This is a genomic window from Roseicyclus sp., from assembly GCF_018402035.1.
In the GTDB taxonomy this organism is placed as follows: domain Bacteria; phylum Pseudomonadota; class Alphaproteobacteria; order Rhodobacterales; family Rhodobacteraceae; genus Roseicyclus.
This window is the reverse complement of the sequence record NZ_JAGYJN010000006.1, coordinates 1-17757: the sequence shown is the minus strand read 5'-3', so window position 1 is coordinate 17757 and position 17757 is coordinate 1. Positions and strand designations below refer to the sequence as shown.

Below are 17757 nucleotides of genomic sequence, written 5' to 3'. Positions count from 1 at the left end.
CAAAATTACCGTGAGTAAGGATAGACCAAAGTGAACGATTACATCGTCAAGGACATCGCGCTGGCCGAGTTTCGGCCGCAAGGAACTGGATATCGCCGAAACCGAGATGCCGGGCCTGATGGCGCTGCGCGAGGAATATGGCGCGAAAAAGCCGCTCAAGGGCGCGCGCATCGTGGGCTCGCTCCACATGACGATCCAGACCGCGGTGCTGATCGAAACGCTGGCCGATCTGGGCGCCGATGTGCGTTGGGCGTCGTGCAACATTTTCTCGACGCAGGATCATGCGGCCGCAGCCATCGCCAAGGCGGGTATCCCGGTTTTCGCGATCAAGGGCCAAACCCTTGAGGAGCATTGGGATTACCTCGACAAATCCTTCCAGTTCGCTGATGGGCCGAACATGATCCTCGACGATGGTGGGGATGCGACGCTTTACGTGCTTTTGGGCGCGCGCGCCGAAGCGGGCGAGGAGATCATCCCCGTGCCGCAATCGGAAGAAGAGGCCGTTATCAAGGCGCAGATCGCCAAGCGCTTGGCCCAAAGCCCCGGCTGGTTCACCAAGATCAAGGCCCAGATCAAGGGCGTGTCCGAGGAAACCACCACGGGCGTGCATCGGCTTGTATGAATTGCAGAAGTCGGGCCAGCTGCCCTTCCCCGCGATCAACGTCAATGACAGCGTGACCAAGTCGAAATTCGACAACAAGTACGGCTGTAAGGAATCGCTCGTGGACGGTATCCGCCGCGCCACCGACACGATGATGGCGGGCAAGGTTGCGGTCGTCTGCGGCTATGGCGATGTGGGCAAAGGCTCGGCCGCCAGCTTGCGCGGTGCGGGCGCGCGCGTGAAGGTGACCGAGGCCGATCCGATCTGCGCGCTGCAAGCGGCGATGGACGGGTTCGAAGTGGTGCTTTTGGAAGATGTGGTGGACAGCGCCGATATCTTCATCACCACCACCGGCAACAAGGACGTTGTCCGCATCGAGCATATGCGCGCGATGAAGGACATGGCGATCGTCGGCAACATCGGCCATTTCGACAACGAAATCCAAGTCGCCGCGCTGAAGAACCACAAATGGACCAACATCAAGGAACAGGTGGACATGATCGAGATGCCTTCGGGCTCGCGCATCATCTTGCTGTCCGAGGGGCGTTTGCTGAACCTCGGCAATGCGACCGGCCACCCGTCCTTCGTGATGTCGGCCAGCTTCACCAACCAGGTTCTGGCGCAGATCGAGCTGTGGACCCGTGGCGAGGCCTATGGCAACGAGGTCTATGTTCTGCCCAAGGTCTTGGATGAAAAGGTCGCGCGCCTGCATCTGGCCAAGATCGGCGTGAAGCTGACGCCGCTGTCCAAGGATCAGGCCGACTATATCGGCGTGGCGCAGGAAGGACCGTTCAAGCCCGAGCATTACCGCTACTGAACGCGCACAAATCGCGGATTTTGGGCCGCCCCAAGGGGCGGCCTTTTTCATGGCCGTTTGTGGCTTGGCTGCGTCGGATCAATTTTCTTTTGAATTAATCTTTTGACAGCAGGGCCACCTTGGGTAACGTCGCGCCAGAGCTTGGCCAGTTTGGGCAAGTGGTGACCTGCGTGACGAGGAGTAAAGAGTATGGGTAAGCGCGACGATCTGATCGCAAAATATGCCGACGATCTAAAGAATAAATGCGGCATGACACCGGATATGGACCTATTGACCAAGGTCACCATCGGCTGCGGCCCGTCGATCTATGACGCCGATGCTTCGACCGTCGCGGGCAGCCAGCCGGGCGAGATCGAGACGGTGAAAAAGAATTTCTTGATCAAGAAGCTTGGCTTGGCGGACGGACCCGCGCTTGACGCAGCGATCGCATCGGTGATCGAGACCTATGGCCGGTCTGAGCGCAACAAGTACCGCGCGGTGGTCTATTACATGCTGACCAAGCATTTCGGCAAAGAAAGCATTTACGGCTAAGCCACGGCTGCGCTCTGCCGCATCTGGGCCTGTCCCGCCGGGATGGGCCCATTGCATTTGTGGCGAATGTATCTTGAATGCGACGGGCTATTTCTTTGCCCGCTGCGCTGGGGTGGGGTATCAAAGGTGCACGCCCGACCAGGATGGACGGGCCCGACATCAAGAACACGCGGAGCGAGTGAGCGCGTGGGTGGTGGAGGGCCTCGCCTGGTCGGGGCCCTCCTTTCTCGTGATCATCTTGGATGGGTAGGGTGCACCTTAACGCGCAGCATGCGACCGGCAGTGCGCCGTGATCGGCGCGCCCTACAGACCGCCCATCTTGCAGATGATCGCCCATTGATCGGCGCTCACCGGCTGTACGGACAGGCGCGGGCTTTTGACCAGCGCCATATCGGCCAGATCGGGCTGTGCCTTGATCGCGGCCAGCGTGACGGGGCGCGGCAAGGCTTGCACCGCTTTGAGGTCGACACATTCCCACGCGGGATCATCGCTGGTGCTGTCGGGATGCGCGGTGGCGATGACCGCAACGATACCCACCACCGCCTTGTCGCTTTGGGAATGGTAGAAGAACCCCAGATCGCCAAGCGCCATCTCGCGCATGAAATTGCGGGCTTGGTAGTTGCGCACGCCTGACCATTCCTCGCCCAGATCGGCCTTGGCCACCTGTTGATCCCATGACCAAGCGTCGGGTTCGGATTTGAAGAGCCAATAGCGCATCGGCTTACTCCGGCTTGAGGGGGCGGTTGAGCAGCATATCGGCCAGCGCGGCAAGATCGGCGTGGCCATCGGCGAGGGCTGCCACCGCATCGGCGATGGGGGTGTCGAGAGTGGGGCGTGCGGCAATCTCGCGCGCGGTGTGCAGCCCTTCGACGGTGATATCTGCCGCAAGCCCTTCGCCACGCGCCAAGGCCAAGCCATAGCGGAAATTGCGCGATTTCTCGGAGTTGCAGGTGAGGATCAGATCACCCAGACCCGAGAGGCCGCGCAGCGTCGCCTGCTCTGCGCCAAGGGACACGGCAAGGCGCGTCATCTCGGCCAGACCGCGCGTCATCAGTGCCGCGCGCGCGCTTTCGCCGTAGCCCGCGCCAATCACGGCACCGGCAGCGATGGCCACCACGTTTTTCAACGCGCCGCCCAGTTCCGCGCCGATCACATCAGTCGTGCGGTAAAGCCGCAAAAGCGGTGTGGAGAGCCGATCTTGCAGCGCCGCCCCTGCCCCGTCATCGGCGCAGGCCAGCGTCAGCGCGGTGGGCAATCCCGCCGCGATATCGACGGCAAAGCTTGGGCCGGTCAGCTGTGCCGCGCGCGCGCGTATGGCGGGCGATCAGCGCCGTGGGGCCAAGCCCGGTGGCGCGGTCGATCCCCTTGGCGCAAGACACGAGCGTTTGCGCGCCAAGCGGCGTTTCAGCCAAAAACGCGCCAAGGCTTTGCGTGGGCAGCGCCAAAAGCGCCAGATCGGCGGTCAGATCGGCGGCCTCATCGGTCACACGCAATCCGGGGGGAAAGGCAAAGCCCGGCAAGCGGCGGGTATTTTCACCCGCGCGCGTCATGGCGGCGGCATCGTCACGGGCCAAAAGCGTGACCTGATGACCCGCCGCAGCATAGGTGATGGCAAGCGCCGTGCCGAAAGCGCCCGCGCCGATGATGTCGATGCGCGCGCTCATGCCTTGGCACCTTTCTTGCCCGACCCGATCAGCGGTGCGGCCTCAATATCAAGCGGCCAGCGGGGGCGGGCCGAAAGCGTCAGATCATCGGTCCGCCCCGCTTGCAGCGCCAAGAGCCCGGCAAAGGCGATCATCGCGGCATTATCGGTGCAAAGTGCCAAGGGCGGCGCGATAAAGGGCAGGTCCGCATCGGCGGCCACCGCCATCAGCCGCGCGCGCAAGATGCGGTTGGCGGCCACACCGCCCGCCACGGCAAAGCCCGTCAACCCCGGTTGGCCCGCCAGCGCGCGGGCGGATTTGATCGCCAAAACATCGGCCACCGCTTCTTGGAACCCGGCGCAAAGATCGGCGCGATCTTGTGCGGACAACCCACCCTGCGCCGCGACCAGATCGTCGCGCGCGCGCAAAGCGGCGGTTTTCAGCCCCGAAAAGCTCAGATCGCATCCCGGCCTGTCCAACAGCGGACGCGGCAGGTCAAAGCGCGTCGCATCACCGGCAAGGGCCGCCGCCTCGACCGCCGGGCCACCGGGTTGAGACAGGCCCAAAAGGCGGGCGACCTTGTCAAACGCCTCGCCCGGGGCGTCGTCGATGGTGCCGCCAAGGCGGGTAAACGCCTCGGGGCCATCCACGCGCAGGAATTGGCAATGCCCGCCCGAAACAAGCAGCATGAGGTAGGGAAAGGCCAAGCCATCGGTCAGAACCGGGGTCAGCGCATGACCCGCTAAATGGTTGACGCCAATCAGCGGCTTGCCCAAGCCCATGGCCAACCCCTTGGCCGCCATCACGCCCGCAAGCACCCCGCCGATCAGCCCCGGCCCGGCGGTGACGGCGATGGCGTCGATCTGGGACAGGGTGACATCGGCGGCGGCCAGCGCCTGTTCGACCACGAGATCGAGTTTCTCGGCATGGGCGCGCGCCGCGATCTCAGGCACCACGCCACCAAAGGCTGCGTGCAGATCGGTTTGGCCTGCCACGATGCTCGACAAGATCGCAGCCGCGCCTGCGCCACCGCGCAGCACGGCGGCCGCGGTATCATCGCAGCTTGATTCAAGGCCGAGGATGGTCAGGGCTGTGGTCATGGGCACGCGTTGTCAGATCAGGTCTTGGCAGGTAACACTGCACCCTATGTCTGACAATGCCGCTGCCATTGCACCGTTGATCTTGCTGACCCGCCCAAAGGCGGCATCGGCGCAATTTGCCGACGCCTTGCAAAAGGCGCTTGGGCCGGTCGCGATCCGCATCGCCCCCTTGATGGAGATCGTGGCAAGCGGGGATTTGCCGGATCTGGATGAGGCAGGTGGGCTGATCTTTACCTCGGCGGCGGGGGTCGCTGTCTTTGCCGCGCAAACTGGGCGGCGCGATCTGCCCGCATGGTGTGTCGGTGCGCGCACGGCGGCGGCGGCGGCGGCCATCGGCCTGACAGCCCAAAGCGCCGATGGCGATGCTGACGCGCTGGTCGCACTTCTGAGCCAAGCAGCGCCGCAAGGGCGACTTTTGCATCTGTGCGGCACCCATCAGCGCGGCGATGTCGCAGCGCGGCTGGTCGCTGCGGGGCTGGCGGCACAGGCCTATCCGATCTACGACCAAAGGGCGGTGGCACCTGATGCGGGCTTTGCCACGGCGCTTGCCCATCCGGGGCCGGTGATTGCGCCGCTCTTTTCGCCGCGCAGTGCCACGCTGTTCGCGCAGGCCGCCAGAAATGCCCCCGTCATTCCCGTGGCGCTAAGCAATGCCGTGCGTGACGCGCTACCCAAGGCGATGGCCGCGCGCGCGCTGATTGCCGCAAATGCCGATGCCCCTGCGATGATCCGCGCGGTGGCTGTCGCGATTTCTTCGCAATCGGCGGCTTGAGGGGTTGGTGAGGCTGGTCTAGTTTGGGTTGGGCGCAACTGTAAGCTGCGTTTGACATGGTAAGCTGTACATTCGAAGGACGGACCAGGTGGCACGCGCAAGCTCGAAAAGCTCAACCAGCACTGGTAATCAGCGCAAGCTAAAGGCAGCATCCGACGCCGCCGAGGCCCAGACAGCGACCGCGCCGGGCAATGTCGAAACCCCGATGCACGATTCGGCCACCCAACCCGTTGCAGAGGACGCAACCATCATTGCGGCGTCAGATGGCGGCGATGCGCGAGAGACCGCCGATATCGCGGATGCGGTCGTGACGGATGAACCCGTCGCCGCACCGCCATCGCCGCCCCCTGCCCCGCAACAGCGCGCAGGGATTGTGCCGCTTCGTGCTTGGCGGGCTGGTTGCCGCCGGGATCGGTTATGGCGCGGCCTATCTGGGCGTGCTGCCGACCGGCCAAAGCGGCGGCGCATCCGATCCGGCCCTCGCGACAGCCGTGGCCGAGCAGGGTGCGACGCTATCGGCGCTGCAAGACCAGATTGCGGCGCTTGGCACCTCGGTGACGCAAAGCGCGCCGCAAGCTGGGGGCAGAGATCGACCTTTCGCCTGTGATCGACCAAATCGCGGCGCTGTCGGGCCAGATCGGCATCGCGACAGATGGGATCGCGACCTTGACCGCGCGCGTCGGTGCCTTGGAGACTCGCCCCGTTTTCACCGGCAATGCCGATGAAGATCTTTTGGCCGCCCAACAAGCCGCCGATGCGCGCGCCGCCGAACTGGCCGCCGAGCGCGATGCCATCGCCGCCGAAGCTGCGGCCCTGCAAGACGCAGCCAGAGCCGCCACTGCCCAAGCCGCCGAGGCAGAGGCCACGGCCCTGCAAGCCATCGCCGAGGCCGAGGCCGCAGCCCAGGCCGCCCTTGCCCTTGCTGCCGCCGAAGCAGCCCTTGGTCAGGTGCAAGCCGCGCTGGCCAGCGGAACAAGTTTTGCGGCACCTTTGGCCACCATCGCGACCATGGTCGCGATCCCCGAGCCGCTGCAATCACTGGCCGAGGTGGGTGTGCTGACACAAGATGCGCTGACGCGCAACTTTGCCCCTTTGGCGCGGGCGGCCCTGCCCGTTGCGCTACAAGAGACCGCTGGCGAAAGCATGGGCGACCGGCTGGGCGCCTTTGTCATGGGCCAGATCGGCGGGCGGGCGGTTGCACCGCGCGACGGCGACGATCCCGATGCGGTCCTCAGCCGCGTGGGCGCGGCGGTGGCGGGCGGTGATCTCGACGCGGCCTTGGCCGAGGTCGCAGCGCTCCCGCAAGGCGCGCGTGACATTTTGGCCCCATGGGTCGCCGATGTCGAAGCGCGACGGGCGGCGGAGGCAGGGCTTGCCGCCCTGACCGCCACGCTTGCGGCAACCGACAATTGAAGGGGGCGCTGCGATGCTTTGGTCCTTGCTGAAAGTCCTCATCTTCGTCGCGCTGATCGGGGGGCTCACCTATGGCGCGGGCCAATTGATGGAGATGGGCGATTTCGCACTTTTGACCGTCATGGGGCGCGAGTTCGTGTTGACGCCGCTTTTGGCGATCCTTGGGGCGGTCGTACTGCTGATCTCGGTCTGGCTATTGTTCAAGCTGGTCGGTCTGTTGGTGGCGAGTTTGCGCTTTCTCAACGGCGATGAGACCGCGATCAGCCGCTATTTCAACCGCCGCGCCGAGCGCAAAGGCTATGAGGCGCTGGCCGAGGGCATGATGGCCTTGGCCGCAGGCGAAGGGCGTTTGGCGATCCGCAAAGCCGAGCGCGCCGAGACATATCTGGGCCGTCCCGAACTGACCAAGCTGGTGGTCGCCCAAGGGGCCGAGATGGTGGGCGACACCGCCTTGGCGACCGCAACCTTCAAGGCCTTGGTCGCCGATGATCGCACGCGTTTCGTGGGCGTGCGCGGCTTGATGAAGCAAAAGCTTGCCGCGGGCGACACGGAAACGGCGCTGAAGCTGGCCGAAAAGGCGCTGGCGATCCGGCCGCGCAACGAAGAGGTGCAAACCACGCTGTTGCAGCTGCAAGCCCGTCACGAGGATTGGGCGGGCGCACGCGCCACGCTGGCGGCCGCGCTGCGGTCGGGCAACCTCCCGCGGGAGGTGCATAAACGCCGCGATGCGGTGCTGGCGCTGGCCCATGCGCGCGATGCCATGGCCGAAGGCAAGATCGCCGAGGCGACGCGCGATGCGGAAACCGCCCAGCGCATGGCACCGGGGCTGGTGCCCGCCGCCGTGATGGCCGCGCGGCTGGCGATTGCCGATGGCAAGGCGAAACAGGCCGATAAGATCGTCAAGGCGGCTTGGGCGACCGACCCGCATCCCGATCTGGCTGCGGCCTTCGCCGAGATCGCACCGGGCGAGACACCCGCTGAACGCGTGAAGCGCTTCAAGCCATTGCTCGCCAAACATGCGGGCCACCCCGAGGCCAAGATGCTCGAGGCCGAATTGCAAATCGCGGCCGAGGATTTCCCCGCCGCCCGCCGCGCGCTTGGCGATCTGGCCGAAACCCATCCGACCGCGCGCACCCTGACCATCATGGCCGCGATCGAACGCGGTGCGGGGGCCGAGGATCGGCTGGTGCGCGCATGGCTGGCCAAGGCCGTGATGGCGCCGCGCGGCATGCAATGGGTCTGTGACAGCTGTGGCCATATCCACGCCGAATGGCGCCCGGTCTGCACCCATTGTGGCAGCTTTGATCGGCTGAGTTGGCAAGAGGTCGCCCAAAGCGACGCGGCGCTGATGGGCCCGGCGCAAATGCTCCCGCTCATCGTCGGCGCGTTGGAGAATGGCCGTGACCAAAGCAGCGAGGCGGCAGAGGTCATCAGCGGGCAGAGCGCCCGAAATTAGGGCTAGGCACGCCGGACACAGCTTGCTAAGAGGCCGCGCGGCGTGCCTTGGCGTGGTTGAAGTTTGATCGCCCAAGCCACAAAGGGCCAACGCCCCGCATAGAGAAGATTGCCGCTGTAGCTCAGCTGGTAGAGCACGTCATTCGTAATGATGGGGTCGGGGGTTCGAGTCCCTTCAGCGGCACCACTCTTCTCGATAAGCCACTGATTTTACTCACGAAACAGCAATTTCGGATGAGGCGTAGTGGTTTATGGAGTGGTCAGCATCACGATACACATTCCGCAAGAACGGAATCTTCTACCTGCAGCGGTACATCCCCGCTGACCTGAGGCGGCATTATCGTACGGATCGCATCCAGCATTCTCTGAGGACACGTTCCCCGAGAGAGGCACAGGTGTTGGCCATGCAGGCTGTCGCTAAGTTGGAAGCCTATTGGTTTTCACTGAGGGCTGCCGATGGTGCCATTCCCGGGCAACATTTGCTTGCCGCAGTGAATGAGGCTCCTGCCCCCGTGGAGCCTAAGCAACCTGATCAGCCGCGCCTGTCGTTCCGAGATGCAGCGGCTATCTATCTGAGGCTCAAAGGTAATGGTCGTGGCAAGACCTTTGCCGCAGGTGCCATGCGGGCGGTCGATTATGTAGAGGCAGCCATCGGCAAGAAAGCCCTCGTAGATCTACACCGTAAGGACGCTGGCAAGTTCAGAGATTTCCTTGTCGCCAAGGGCTTAGCAGCAAGCTCTGTCGTTCGTGTTCTGACAACGGTCAAGGCCATCTTGAACTTCGCCATTCAAGAAGAAGGCCTAGAGATGTCCAACCCGTTTTCAGGTGTATTCGTGGATCGCAGCCAGCCCAGTAAACAAAGGGTCCCAGTCCCTGCAGCAAAGCTGGCGCAAGTCCGTCGACAGTGCCGCTATCAAGATGACGATCTGCGCTGGATCGTTGCTGCTGTGGCAGATACCGGATGCCGCCTATCCGAGATTGTCGGGCTACATCGAGAGGATGTCGTGGTTGATGCCGAACATCCCTACCTCATAATCCGGCCCCATCCTTGGCGTCGGCTGAAGACGACGGCGAGTGAACGCAAGGTCCCGCTGATTGGTTCGGCGCTATGGTCCATGCATCGTTGTCTAGAACGCCAACAGGGGCCATTCCTATTTCCTAGATACACCAATGCCAATCAGACCAACGGCAACAGCGCCAGCGCATCGTTATCGAAATGGCTGAAAGGTGTTGTGGGTGAGGAATTCACCGTCCATTCGTTTCGCCACTCGCTGCGTGACAGGCTCAGAGCAGTGGAATGCCCGGTCGATATTGCCGATCAGATCGGGGGATGGGCAAGATCTGGTATCGGTGAAGGCTATGGTCAGGGGTATGATCTAGCTGTGCTGGCGAAGTGGATGCAGGCGATAGATCAGCAGCGTTAGACAGCCTGCATTGCCAACACCTGTGCCTCTCTGGGGGAACGTGTCCTCAGAGAATGCTGGATGCGATCCGTACGATAATGCCGCCTCAGGTCAGCGGGGATGTACCGCTGCAGGTAGAAGATTCCGTTTTTGCGGAATGTGTATCGTGATGCTGACCACTCCATAAACCACTACGCCTCATCCGAAATTGCTGTTTCGTGAGTAAAATCAGTGGCTTATCGAGAAGAGTGGTGCCGCTGAAGGGCTGCTGCGCCCTATTACCGGAACCAACTGCCCTGCTAGATCAATGATTTTCTCATATTTGTTGATTGCCACTGAGATTTGACCCGGCAACCGCCAAAACTGTCACTGAGAATTGACCCATGTGCAACCTTACCCCGGCTTGAACTAGCTGGGGGCATATGGAGTGATCGACATGGGATTTTTGAAGGTTATCAGGACATGGGCGCTGCGAGACAAGATGCCCATTCGCGAGATTGCGCGGCGCACAGGCATCGCGCGCAACACAATCAAGAAGTATTTGCGGGAGGGGATTGTTGAACCTGCGTTTCAGACGCCGGATCGTCCGAGCAAGCTGGATCCGTATGCTGCTCAGCTGACAGGATGGCTGGTTTCGGATCAGCGCAAGTCACGCAAAGAACGCCGAACGGCGAAGCTAATGCACGCCGATTTGGTGAAGCTGGGATATGAAGGCTCCTATGAACGGGTTGCGGCCTTCGTGCGGGAATGGAAGGGCGAACGGCAGCGTGCTTATCACACGACCGACCGGGGTGTCTTCGTGCCGCTTGTGTTCCAGCCGGGTGAAGCCTTTCAGTTTGATTGGAGCGAAGACTGGGCCTATGTGGGTGGTGAACGCATCAAGCTGCAGGTTGCCCATATCAAGCTGTCGCACAGCCGCGCCTTTCTGGTGCGGGCCTATCTGTTGCAAACGCATGAGATGCTGTTCGACGCTCATTGGCATGCGTTTCGCGTCTTCGAAGGCGTGCCCGGTCGCGGCATCTATGACAATATGAAGACCGCCGTCGACAAGGTCAGACTTGGCAAGAAGCGCGATGTGAATGCCCGGTTCACGGCGATGACCAGCCATTATGTCTTCGAGCCTGAGTTCTGCAATCCGGCTGCAGGATGGGAGAAGGGACAGGTCGAGAAGAATGTGCGCGATGCGCGTCACCGCATGTGGCAGCTGATGCCAGCCTTTCCGGATCTGGATGCGCTGAACGATTGGTTGGAAGATCGCTGCAAACTGCTGTGGGCTGAGACGGCCCATGGCAGGTTGCCTGGAACCATCGCCGATGTGTGGGAAGCTGAGAAGCCTGCGCAGATGCCGCTCCCCACAATGTTCGATGGCTTTGTCGAGGAAAGAAAGCGCGTCTCGCCGACCTGCCTGATCAACTTTGATCGCACCCGTTATTCTGTGCCCGCCAGCTTTGCGAACCGTCCTGTGAGCCTGCGCATTTACCCCGAGCGGCTGGTAGTGGTCGCCGAGGGGCACGTGATTTGCACGCATGAGCGCATCATCGACCGGTCGCACCGCCAGCCGGGGCGCGTGATCTATGACTGGCGCCACTATCTGGCTGTGGTTCAGCGCAAGCCCGGGGCGCTGCGCAATGGCGCCCCCTTCGTGGAAATGCCCGAACCCTTCCGCATGTTACAAGCAAAAATACTGCGCCAGCCCGGCGGGGACCGCGAGATGGTCGATATCCTGTCCTTGGTGCTGCACCATGATGAACAGGCGGTGCTTTGCGCGGTGGAATTGGCTTTGGAGGCGGGCGTGCCGACCAAAACCCATGTGCTGAACCTGCTCCACAGGCTGCTGGATGGCACACCGACCGACCAACCGGATGTGAACCCTCCATCGGCCTTGACGCTGAGCAAAGAGCCCGAGGCCAATGTCGCGCGCTATGATGGGCTGCGCACCCAGAAAGGAACCCGTCATGCGTCATGATCCTGCGGGTGCTGCGTTGATCATCATGTTGCGCAGCCTTAAAATGCCCGGCATGGCGCAGGCCGTGCAGGACTTGCATGAGCAAGGCTCGCCTGCGTTCGAGGCTGCCATGCCGATCCTGTCGCAACTGCTCAAGGCCGAGATGGCCGAGCGAGAGGTGCGATCAACCGCCTACCACATGAAAGCTGCACGCTTCCCAGCCTACAAGGATTTGTCCGCCTTCGACTTTGCCGCCAGTGAAATGCGTGAAGCTCTGGTCCGCCAGCTCCATCGATGCGAGTTCCTGGATGGGGCTGAGAATGTGGTCCTGATCGGCGGGCCCGGCACAGGGAAATCGCATGTTGCGACAGCCCTCGGCATCCAGGCTATCGAGCATCACCGCAAGCGCGTGCGCTTCTTCTCGACGGTCGAACTGGTCAACGCGCTGGAGCAGGAAAAAGCCCAAGGAAAGGCCGGGAAGATTGCCGAAGCGCTGGTGAAAACCGACTTGGTGGTCCTAGACGAGTTGGGATACTTGCCGTTCAGCGCCTCTGGCGGTGCCTTGCTCTTCCACCTCCTGAGCAAGCTTTACGAGCGCACCAGCGTCATCATCACCACGAACTTGAGCTTCGCCGAATGGGCGACGGTCTTCGGAGACGCAAAAATGACCACAGCGCTTCTCGATCGCCTCACACATCGCTGCCACATTTTGGAGACCGGCAATGACAGCTATCGCTTCAAGGCCAGCTCCGAGACAGCGAAAAAGAAACGGAAGGAAACACCAGCATTGACGCCAGCGTGACACGCAGAACATAACGACCGGGTGGGTCAGATCTCGGTGACAATGCCGGGTCAAATCTCAGTGGCAATCAACAGTCATGATCTTTATCGTTCATGGGCATAAGGGCCATCTGGGCTATGGATCTGCTACCTATGGGCTTACCTGCTATAGGTCAGTCCGGCCCCCTAGCGGGGCCTTCCTTCCCCATACTAGTTGACCTTAAGGATGGGTGCAATCCTGACTATTCCTTCACAGCCACGCCATGCTGAAGCTGCTGTAGCCGGTCTTGGAAATTGTGAATGCCAGCCACTGGCCATTCCGTGACATCGAACAGGAACCCTATTTTGACCCTACCAACAACTGGAATGCCGTCATTCCCAAGGACAGCCTCTTTCGCCATCGGCTTGTCGGAACGCAAAAGCGTGATGGTCTCGGTGGGTGTGCTGGTAGTTGTCATGGAGAGGGCAGCCTTTGCGCGGGATGCATGGACATGGGAATCGCAGTGTCCTGCCGCAAGGGTTGCATCAAGGATTAGGGCTGGGTGAAGACCGCCTAAACGAATAACGGCGACCCGAAGGCCGCCCCCGGTTACCCGTCCTACAAATCCGGCTTAAAATCGCATCTGCCAGCGCAGTGAGGCGCTGACATCAGCAATGCCGCTCTGGGTGCGGCCCACTTCAAACCCGCCACGCAGTTCTCGTGTCCCGTCTGCCATGCTGTGCATGATGTTGAGGCCTGCAAAGCCACGGCTACTCACCTTGTCGCCCTTCGGCACAATCCACAGACCAATCACACTTCACTTGTCCACAATCCAGCAATCACATACTCTTGCTTGGTGGGATTAAATGATAGCTCCTAAGGGATAGGTTACAGGTTCGAATCCTGTCGGGGTCACCACGCCTGCTACACGAATGGCAGACGAGATCGTGCTTACTTTCTGATAATCCCCACAATTTTTCATCTCGCGTGGCTGCGCGTGGAAAAGGGGCTTAACCAAGTTGCAGACCCTTATTTGGGTCCGCTATTGCAACCATCCAGTCATGCAGGATGCTAAGCGGATACCCGGCACCATAGCCCTGACCTACACCGGCTCTCGCCCATCCGCCGATCTGATCGGTGATATCGCTGGGACACTGCACGGCCCGTAGGCGGTCCCGCATCGAATGGCGGAAGCTATGCATCGTGCAGCCATCCGGCACATATTCGCCCATCCATTTGTTCAGAGCAGCACTGGCCGAGTTGGCAGATGTGGTCCCTGCCCTGTTATAGCGTGGGAACAGGAACGCAGAGCCATCACCCTGCCCGTACGCCTGTCTGGCTCCCCAAAGTGCCTCTTCGACCAGAGGAACTAGGCGCTCACTGCTTGCGGTCTTTAGCCTACGCCATGGATGTCGTTGAACTTTGAGATAGGGCGTAGGACCGTCCAGATCGCATAGGTCCTCTCTGGCCAGACCTGCCACCTCTGCCAAGCGCATTCCCGTGTCAGAAACGATGGCGATCAGCCAGCGCATGTCGTCGTTCAGATCACGGCAGGCCTGCTGGACCTTCCGGATATCCTGCACCGGGATCGGCTTCCGGATCACCACACCAGCCTGTCGGTCATGATAGACCCCACGGAAGGGGTTGGTGATGTTCAAGGCAAATTCAGACACGGCAAAGTTAAACACCGCGTTTATGTTGGAGAAACACCTAGTAACAGATGAACCGGCAAACCCTCTTGCCACTAACCAGTCACGGAACTGAAGAGCATCACTACGCGAAAAAGATTGGAGATTCCGGTCACCTATAACATCGATGAGGTAGTTGGCAGAACGACAAACGTCGGCTTCAAACGTGGCGGGTCGCCCATTACCACGAAGCCGTAGGTAGAATTTAACAGCTTCGGACCAGCTAGGTCCGTTGGAAGCAGTCGATTCGTCAAGAACTTGGTCACCTCTACGGCAAATGGGTTGAGTTACGTTGTGGATTGTTTTGACGAAAGACATGCCGGGAACTTGCATCCGGGAAAGCCTTATCTGCGACCAATAGGCTTCCAGTTGAACGGAAGCAGACGCAGCCCGCAATCGCGCTTGATGTAAGGATTTTGTATGCAGTGCGCTAACGATCCGCGAGCAAGAATAGTGATCGCGCAAATCTGCAGGGACTCGACGGGAAAAGTAGAAGTATCCACGTCGCACATAGGTGAATGGCGGTGTCTTGGTCTGCAACTTGGTTAAGCCCCTTTTCCACGCGCAGCCACGCGAGATGAAAAATTGTGGGGATTATCAGAAAGTAAGCACGATCTCGTCTGCCATTCGTGTAGCAGGCGTGGTGACCCCGACAGGATTCGAACCTGTAACCTATCCCTTAGGAGGGGATTGCTCTATCCATTTGAGCCACGGGGCCATCCATCGGTCTTGTCGGGCATTCAGGCGAAACGGGCAACCCGGAATTGCGTCGCCGCATTTGCCGGCTTAGGCTGTGGCACCTATCACGGCGGCAACAGCCGCAGCTATGCAGGATTGGCCTATTGCGCGGACGCAACCCCTTTGATGGCAAACCCCAGATGACGCTGCGCGATGTGGCCGAGGCGGCGGGGGTGTCCGAAATGACCGTCAGCCGCGTGTTGCGCAACCGTGGCGATGTCTCAACCCAGACACGCGACCGGGTGCATGCCGCAGCGCGCAAGCTGGGCTATGTGCCAAACAAGATCGCGGGCGCCCTCGCATCGAACCGGGTCAACCTTGTTGGCGTCGTCATCCCGTCGCTCTCGAACATGGTGTTTCCCGATGTGCTTGCGGGCATCGGTGAGGTGTTGGACGAAACACCACTACAGCCGGTCATCGGCACCTCGAAATACGACGAAGACCTCGAAGAAAAGGTCATCTACGAAATGCTCAGCTGGCGGCCCTCTGGGCTGATCGTGGCGGGGTTGGAGCATTCGCAGGCCGCGCGCGCGATGATGGCCAATGCGGGCATCCCCGTGGTCGAGGTGATGGATGTCGATGGTGACCCGGTCGCGGCCTGCGTCGGCATCAGCCAGCACGAGGCAGGCCGCCAGATGGCGCGCGAGATCGCCAAGCGCGGCTATCGGCGGATCGGCTATTGCGGCTCGTCGTCAAGCGCCGATCACCGCGCCCAAAAACGGCGGCAGGGCTTTATCGCGGGGCTTTCCGAGATGGGGCTGCAATTGGCCGATACCTGCCTTTACGCGGGAACATCGGGCTTTGGCACCGGGCGGGCGATGACCGCCGAGATCATGACGCGGTCGCCTGACCTCGATTTCCTTTACTTCAACAGCGACATCAACGCGGCCGGTGGCCTACTTTATTGTCTGGAACAGGGGATGCGTATTCCCGACCAGATCGGCATGGCGGGGTTCAACAGCTTCGAAGTGCTCGATGGTCTGCCCATGCGGATCGCCACGATGGACAGCCAACGCCACGAGATCGGGCGGCGCGCGGCGGAATTGATCGCAGCCAATGAATTGACCGATGCAGTGATCACGCTGGACCCGGTGTTTTTGCCCGGTGACACGGTGCGCGCCTAGGGTACGCCTTGAGGCGCATCCTAGGCAGAACTCAACACTCGGGCAGGTTCACCGCCAGCCCGCCAAGGCTGGTTTCCTTGTATTTCATCGACATGTCGCGGCCGGTTTGGCGCATCGCCTCGATGCAATTATCAAGCGGCATGAAATGCGTGCCATCGCCCCTGAGCGCGAGGGATGCGGCAGATACCGCCTTGATCGCGCCCAAACCATTGCGCTCGATACAGGGCACCTGCACCAGCCCGCCGACCGGGTCGCAGGTCATGCCAAGATGATGCTCTAGCGCAATCTCGGCTGCATTCTCGATCTGTTCATTGGTTCCGCCCAAAGCCGCGCAAAGCCCAGCGGCGGCCATGGCAGCGGCCGATCCAACCTCACCCTGACAGCCGACCTCGGCACCGGAAATGCTGGCGCGGTGCTTGATCAGCCCGCCAATCGCGGCGGCGGTCATCAGAAACGTCTCGCGCCCCGCCTCCGTCGCGCCGATGCAATGATCGCGATAGTAGCGCAAGACCGCAGGCACGACGCCCGCTGCCCCATTGGTGGGCGAGGTCACGACACGGCCCCCGGCGGCGTTTTCCTCGTTCACCGCCATGGCATAGACCGACAGCCAATCGGTGATCGTATGGGGCTGTGACAGGTTCGAGCCGCGCTCGGCCAAAAGCTGTTCATAGATCGCCTTGGCGCGGCGTTTGACCCGCAGGCCGCCGGGCAATTCGCCATCGACCCTCAGGCCGCGATCAATGCAATCATCCATCGCCTTGGCGACGGCGTCGAGCTTGGCCTTGACCGTGTCGCGCGGCGTTTGGGCGCTTTCATTGGCCCATTTCATCGCGGCGATGGATTTGCCCGAGGCCGCCCCCATCGCCAGCATTTCAGCCGCCGAGGCGAAAGGATAGGGGTAGCCGCTTGGCGCATCGGCGAAAGCGCCACCCTGTGCGGCGCTTTCCAACTCGCGCGCGGTGGCCACAAAGCCGCCGCCGATGGAGTAATAGGTCTCTTCCAGATAAAGCCGCCCCGCCGTGTCATAGGCGCGCAAGATCATGCCATTGGCGTGCCCCGGCAAGGGCGGGCCATAGTCAAAAACCAGATCGCGGTCAGGATCAAAGCGCAAGGGCGGCAAACCGGGGGGCGTGACCATGCCATCGGCGCGGATCGCGGTCAGGGTCGCCTCGGCACGGTCAGGGTCAAGCGTGGCGGGAACAAACCCCGCAAACCCCAAGATCACCGCCCGGTCGGTGGCATGCCCCTTGCCGGTAAAGGCCAGCGAGCCGTGCAAACTGGCCCCCAAGGCGGCCAAATCGCCCGCGCCCGGCTCTTTCTCGCGGCCCGTGCGCAGATCGTCCAAGAACCGCGCAGCCGTTGTCATCGGCCCCATGGTGTGGGACGAGGAGGGGCCAACGCCGATCTTAAAGATATCAAAAACGCTGAGGAACATGCGCTGAAGCTACGCCATCTTGGCTTATTTCCAAGGCAAAAAGCGACGGGGGCTGCATGGATTGCGACGGCGCGTCGCCCGTCATGGCCGCGATGGGGTTTCTCTTTTTGGCGCTATGGGCGCGGCGAAAGAGGGATTTATTTTGAATTACGCGCGCGGATGATGATCTTTTGAAAGGCTTTCAATTTCGCGTCGATCAGGCTTTCAAAGGGATTGGGCGAGATATCGAAATCATACCGGCTTTGTGCAAGTCACATCATCCGGCTCATCAATCCCTGACTACAGGTGCTTTTCGGTATTTTACAAAGTGCAATTAGCGCTCGAATAAATCA

Annotated in this window: 15 protein-coding genes, 2 tRNA genes and 2 pseudogenes; 10 read left to right on the top strand and 9 right to left on the bottom strand. The window is 61.3% G+C overall.

The window, feature by feature from the left end; all coding sequences use genetic code 11:
- Nucleotides 1-30 precede the first annotated feature (30 nt).
- Both ahcY and KG698_RS10680 read left to right on the top strand, forming a co-directional pair.
- A pseudogene (gene ahcY / locus KG698_RS10685) lies at nt 31-1418 on the top strand (adenosylhomocysteinase).
- Between the two features lie 189 nt (nt 1419-1607).
- Nucleotides 1608-1949: a DUF2853 family protein gene (locus KG698_RS10680; protein ID WP_213685569.1), complete on the top strand. Its 342-nt coding sequence runs from the start codon at nt 1608-1610 to the stop codon at nt 1947-1949.
- Between the two features lie 303 nt (nt 1950-2252).
- Here the strand turns inward: KG698_RS10680 and KG698_RS10675 are convergent, their stop codons facing one another.
- The 3 genes and pseudogenes from KG698_RS10675 to tsaD all read right to left on the bottom strand — a co-directional run bounded on the left by KG698_RS10675 (nt 2253) and on the right by tsaD (nt 4692).
- Nucleotides 2253-2666, bottom strand: coding sequence for an EVE domain-containing protein (locus tag KG698_RS10675; protein WP_213685568.1), 414 nt, complete (start codon nt 2664-2666; stop codon nt 2253-2255).
- 4 nt (nt 2667-2670) lie between these two features.
- Nucleotides 2671-3613, bottom strand: a pseudogene (locus tag KG698_RS10670) (NAD(P)H-dependent glycerol-3-phosphate dehydrogenase).
- On the bottom strand, nt 3610-4692 hold the full coding sequence (tsaD, locus tag KG698_RS10665; protein ID WP_213685567.1) for a tRNA (adenosine(37)-N6)-threonylcarbamoyltransferase complex transferase subunit TsaD: 1083 nt from the start codon (nt 4690-4692) through the stop codon (nt 3610-3612). Before tsaD ends, KG698_RS10670 begins: the two are co-directional and overlap by 4 nt.
- A 46-nt stretch (nt 4693-4738) precedes the next feature.
- Here tsaD and KG698_RS10660 point away from each other — a divergent pair, with 46 nt between their 5' ends.
- The 5 genes from KG698_RS10660 (at nt 4739) to KG698_RS10640 (ending at nt 9756) form a co-directional block, all read left to right on the top strand.
- Nucleotides 4739-5464, top strand: coding sequence for a uroporphyrinogen-III synthase (locus KG698_RS10660; RefSeq protein WP_213685566.1), 726 nt, complete (start codon nt 4739-4741; stop codon nt 5462-5464).
- Nucleotides 5465-6067: 603 nt separating this feature from the next.
- Nucleotides 6068-6877, top strand: coding sequence for a hypothetical protein (locus KG698_RS10655; protein ID WP_213685565.1), 810 nt, complete (start codon nt 6068-6070; stop codon nt 6875-6877).
- Between the two features lie 13 nt (nt 6878-6890).
- Nucleotides 6891-8333 carry a heme biosynthesis HemY N-terminal domain-containing protein gene (locus KG698_RS10650; RefSeq protein WP_213685564.1) on the top strand — a complete coding sequence of 481 codons (1443 nt, stop codon included), beginning with the start codon at nt 6891-6893 and terminating at the stop codon, nt 8331-8333.
- Between the two features lie 110 nt (nt 8334-8443).
- A tRNA-Thr gene (locus KG698_RS10645) sits at nt 8444-8519 on the top strand.
- Between the two features lie 64 nt (nt 8520-8583).
- Complete coding sequence (locus KG698_RS10640) at nt 8584-9756, top strand: DUF6538 domain-containing protein (RefSeq protein ID WP_213685563.1); 1173 nt, start codon at nt 8584-8586, stop codon at nt 9754-9756.
- On the opposite strand, the gene KG698_RS15840 is transcribed toward KG698_RS10640, so the two are convergent.
- A complete protein-coding gene (locus tag KG698_RS15840) occupies nt 9753-9920 on the bottom strand; it encodes a DUF6538 domain-containing protein (protein ID WP_367114075.1) in 168 nt (55 codons plus the stop codon). The two genes, KG698_RS10640 and KG698_RS15840, sit on opposite strands and share 4 nt — an antisense overlap.
- Nucleotides 9921-10171: 251 nt before the next feature.
- Here KG698_RS15840 and istA point away from each other — a divergent pair, with 251 nt between their 5' ends.
- Nucleotides 10172-11701, top strand: coding sequence for an IS21 family transposase (gene istA, locus KG698_RS10635; RefSeq protein ID WP_213685562.1), 1530 nt, complete (start codon nt 10172-10174; stop codon nt 11699-11701).
- Nucleotides 11691-12482: an IS21-like element helper ATPase IstB gene (gene istB / locus KG698_RS10630; RefSeq protein WP_213685561.1), complete on the top strand. Its 792-nt coding sequence runs from the start codon at nt 11691-11693 to the stop codon at nt 12480-12482. The genes istA and istB overlap by 11 nt, the downstream gene beginning before the upstream one ends.
- Nucleotides 12483-12702: 220 nt before the next feature.
- Here istB and KG698_RS10625 read toward each other — a convergent pair whose 3' ends face one another.
- From KG698_RS10625 to KG698_RS10610, 4 genes are all read right to left on the bottom strand, one after another.
- Nucleotides 12703-12918, bottom strand: coding sequence for a hypothetical protein (locus KG698_RS10625; protein WP_213685560.1), 216 nt, complete (start codon nt 12916-12918; stop codon nt 12703-12705).
- A gap of 153 nt (nt 12919-13071) precedes the next feature.
- On the bottom strand, nt 13072-13254 hold the full coding sequence (locus KG698_RS10620) for a hypothetical protein (protein ID WP_213685559.1): 183 nt from the start codon (nt 13252-13254) through the stop codon (nt 13072-13074).
- A gap of 196 nt (nt 13255-13450) precedes the next feature.
- Nucleotides 13451-14668 (bottom strand): DUF6538 domain-containing protein, encoded by a 1218-nt coding sequence (locus KG698_RS10615; RefSeq protein ID WP_213685558.1) that lies wholly within the window; start codon nt 14666-14668, stop codon nt 13451-13453.
- A 101-nt stretch (nt 14669-14769) separates the two neighbouring features.
- Nucleotides 14770-14846, bottom strand: a tRNA-Arg gene (locus KG698_RS10610).
- A gap of 160 nt (nt 14847-15006) precedes the next feature.
- On the opposite strand from KG698_RS10610, the gene KG698_RS10605 reads away from it, so the two are divergent.
- The gene (locus tag KG698_RS10605; protein ID WP_213685557.1) at nt 15007-15990 is read left to right on the top strand and encodes a LacI family DNA-binding transcriptional regulator; all 984 of its coding nucleotides are present in this window, start codon (nt 15007-15009) and stop codon (nt 15988-15990) included.
- Nucleotides 15991-16021: 31 nt separating this feature from the next.
- Here KG698_RS10605 and KG698_RS10600 read toward each other — a convergent pair whose 3' ends face one another.
- Nucleotides 16022-17425 carry an L-serine ammonia-lyase gene (locus KG698_RS10600; RefSeq protein WP_213685556.1) on the bottom strand — a complete coding sequence of 468 codons (1404 nt, stop codon included), beginning with the start codon at nt 17423-17425 and terminating at the stop codon, nt 16022-16024.
- Nucleotides 17426-17757 lie beyond the last annotated feature (332 nt).

Excerpts from the sequence above, each read along its gene's own strand:
- KG698_RS10680 (WP_213685569.1), top strand. The coding sequence starts at position 1,608 with ATGGGTAAGCGCGACGATCTGATCGCAAAATATGCCGACGATCTAAAG.
- KG698_RS10675 (WP_213685568.1), bottom strand. The coding sequence starts at position 2,666 with ATGCGCTATTGGCTCTTCAAATCCGAACCCGACGCTTGGTCATGGGAT.
- tsaD (WP_213685567.1), bottom strand. The coding sequence starts at position 4,692 with ATGACCACAGCCCTGACCATCCTCGGCCTTGAATCAAGCTGCGATGAT.
- KG698_RS10660 (WP_213685566.1), top strand. The coding sequence starts at position 4,739 with ATGTCTGACAATGCCGCTGCCATTGCACCGTTGATCTTGCTGACCCGC.
- KG698_RS10650 (WP_213685564.1), top strand. The coding sequence starts at position 6,891 with ATGCTTTGGTCCTTGCTGAAAGTCCTCATCTTCGTCGCGCTGATCGGG.
- KG698_RS10640 (WP_213685563.1), top strand. The coding sequence starts at position 8,584 with ATGGAGTGGTCAGCATCACGATACACATTCCGCAAGAACGGAATCTTC.
- KG698_RS15840 (WP_367114075.1), bottom strand. The coding sequence starts at position 9,920 with ATGGAGTGGTCAGCATCACGATACACATTCCGCAAAAACGGAATCTTC.
- istA (WP_213685562.1), top strand. The coding sequence starts at position 10,172 with ATGGGATTTTTGAAGGTTATCAGGACATGGGCGCTGCGAGACAAGATG.
- istB (WP_213685561.1), top strand. The coding sequence starts at position 11,691 with ATGCGTCATGATCCTGCGGGTGCTGCGTTGATCATCATGTTGCGCAGC.
- KG698_RS10625 (WP_213685560.1), bottom strand. The coding sequence starts at position 12,918 with ATGACAACTACCAGCACACCCACCGAGACCATCACGCTTTTGCGTTCC.
- KG698_RS10605 (WP_213685557.1), top strand. The coding sequence starts at position 15,007 with ATGACGCTGCGCGATGTGGCCGAGGCGGCGGGGGTGTCCGAAATGACC.
- KG698_RS10600 (WP_213685556.1), bottom strand. The coding sequence starts at position 17,425 with ATGTTCCTCAGCGTTTTTGATATCTTTAAGATCGGCGTTGGCCCCTCC.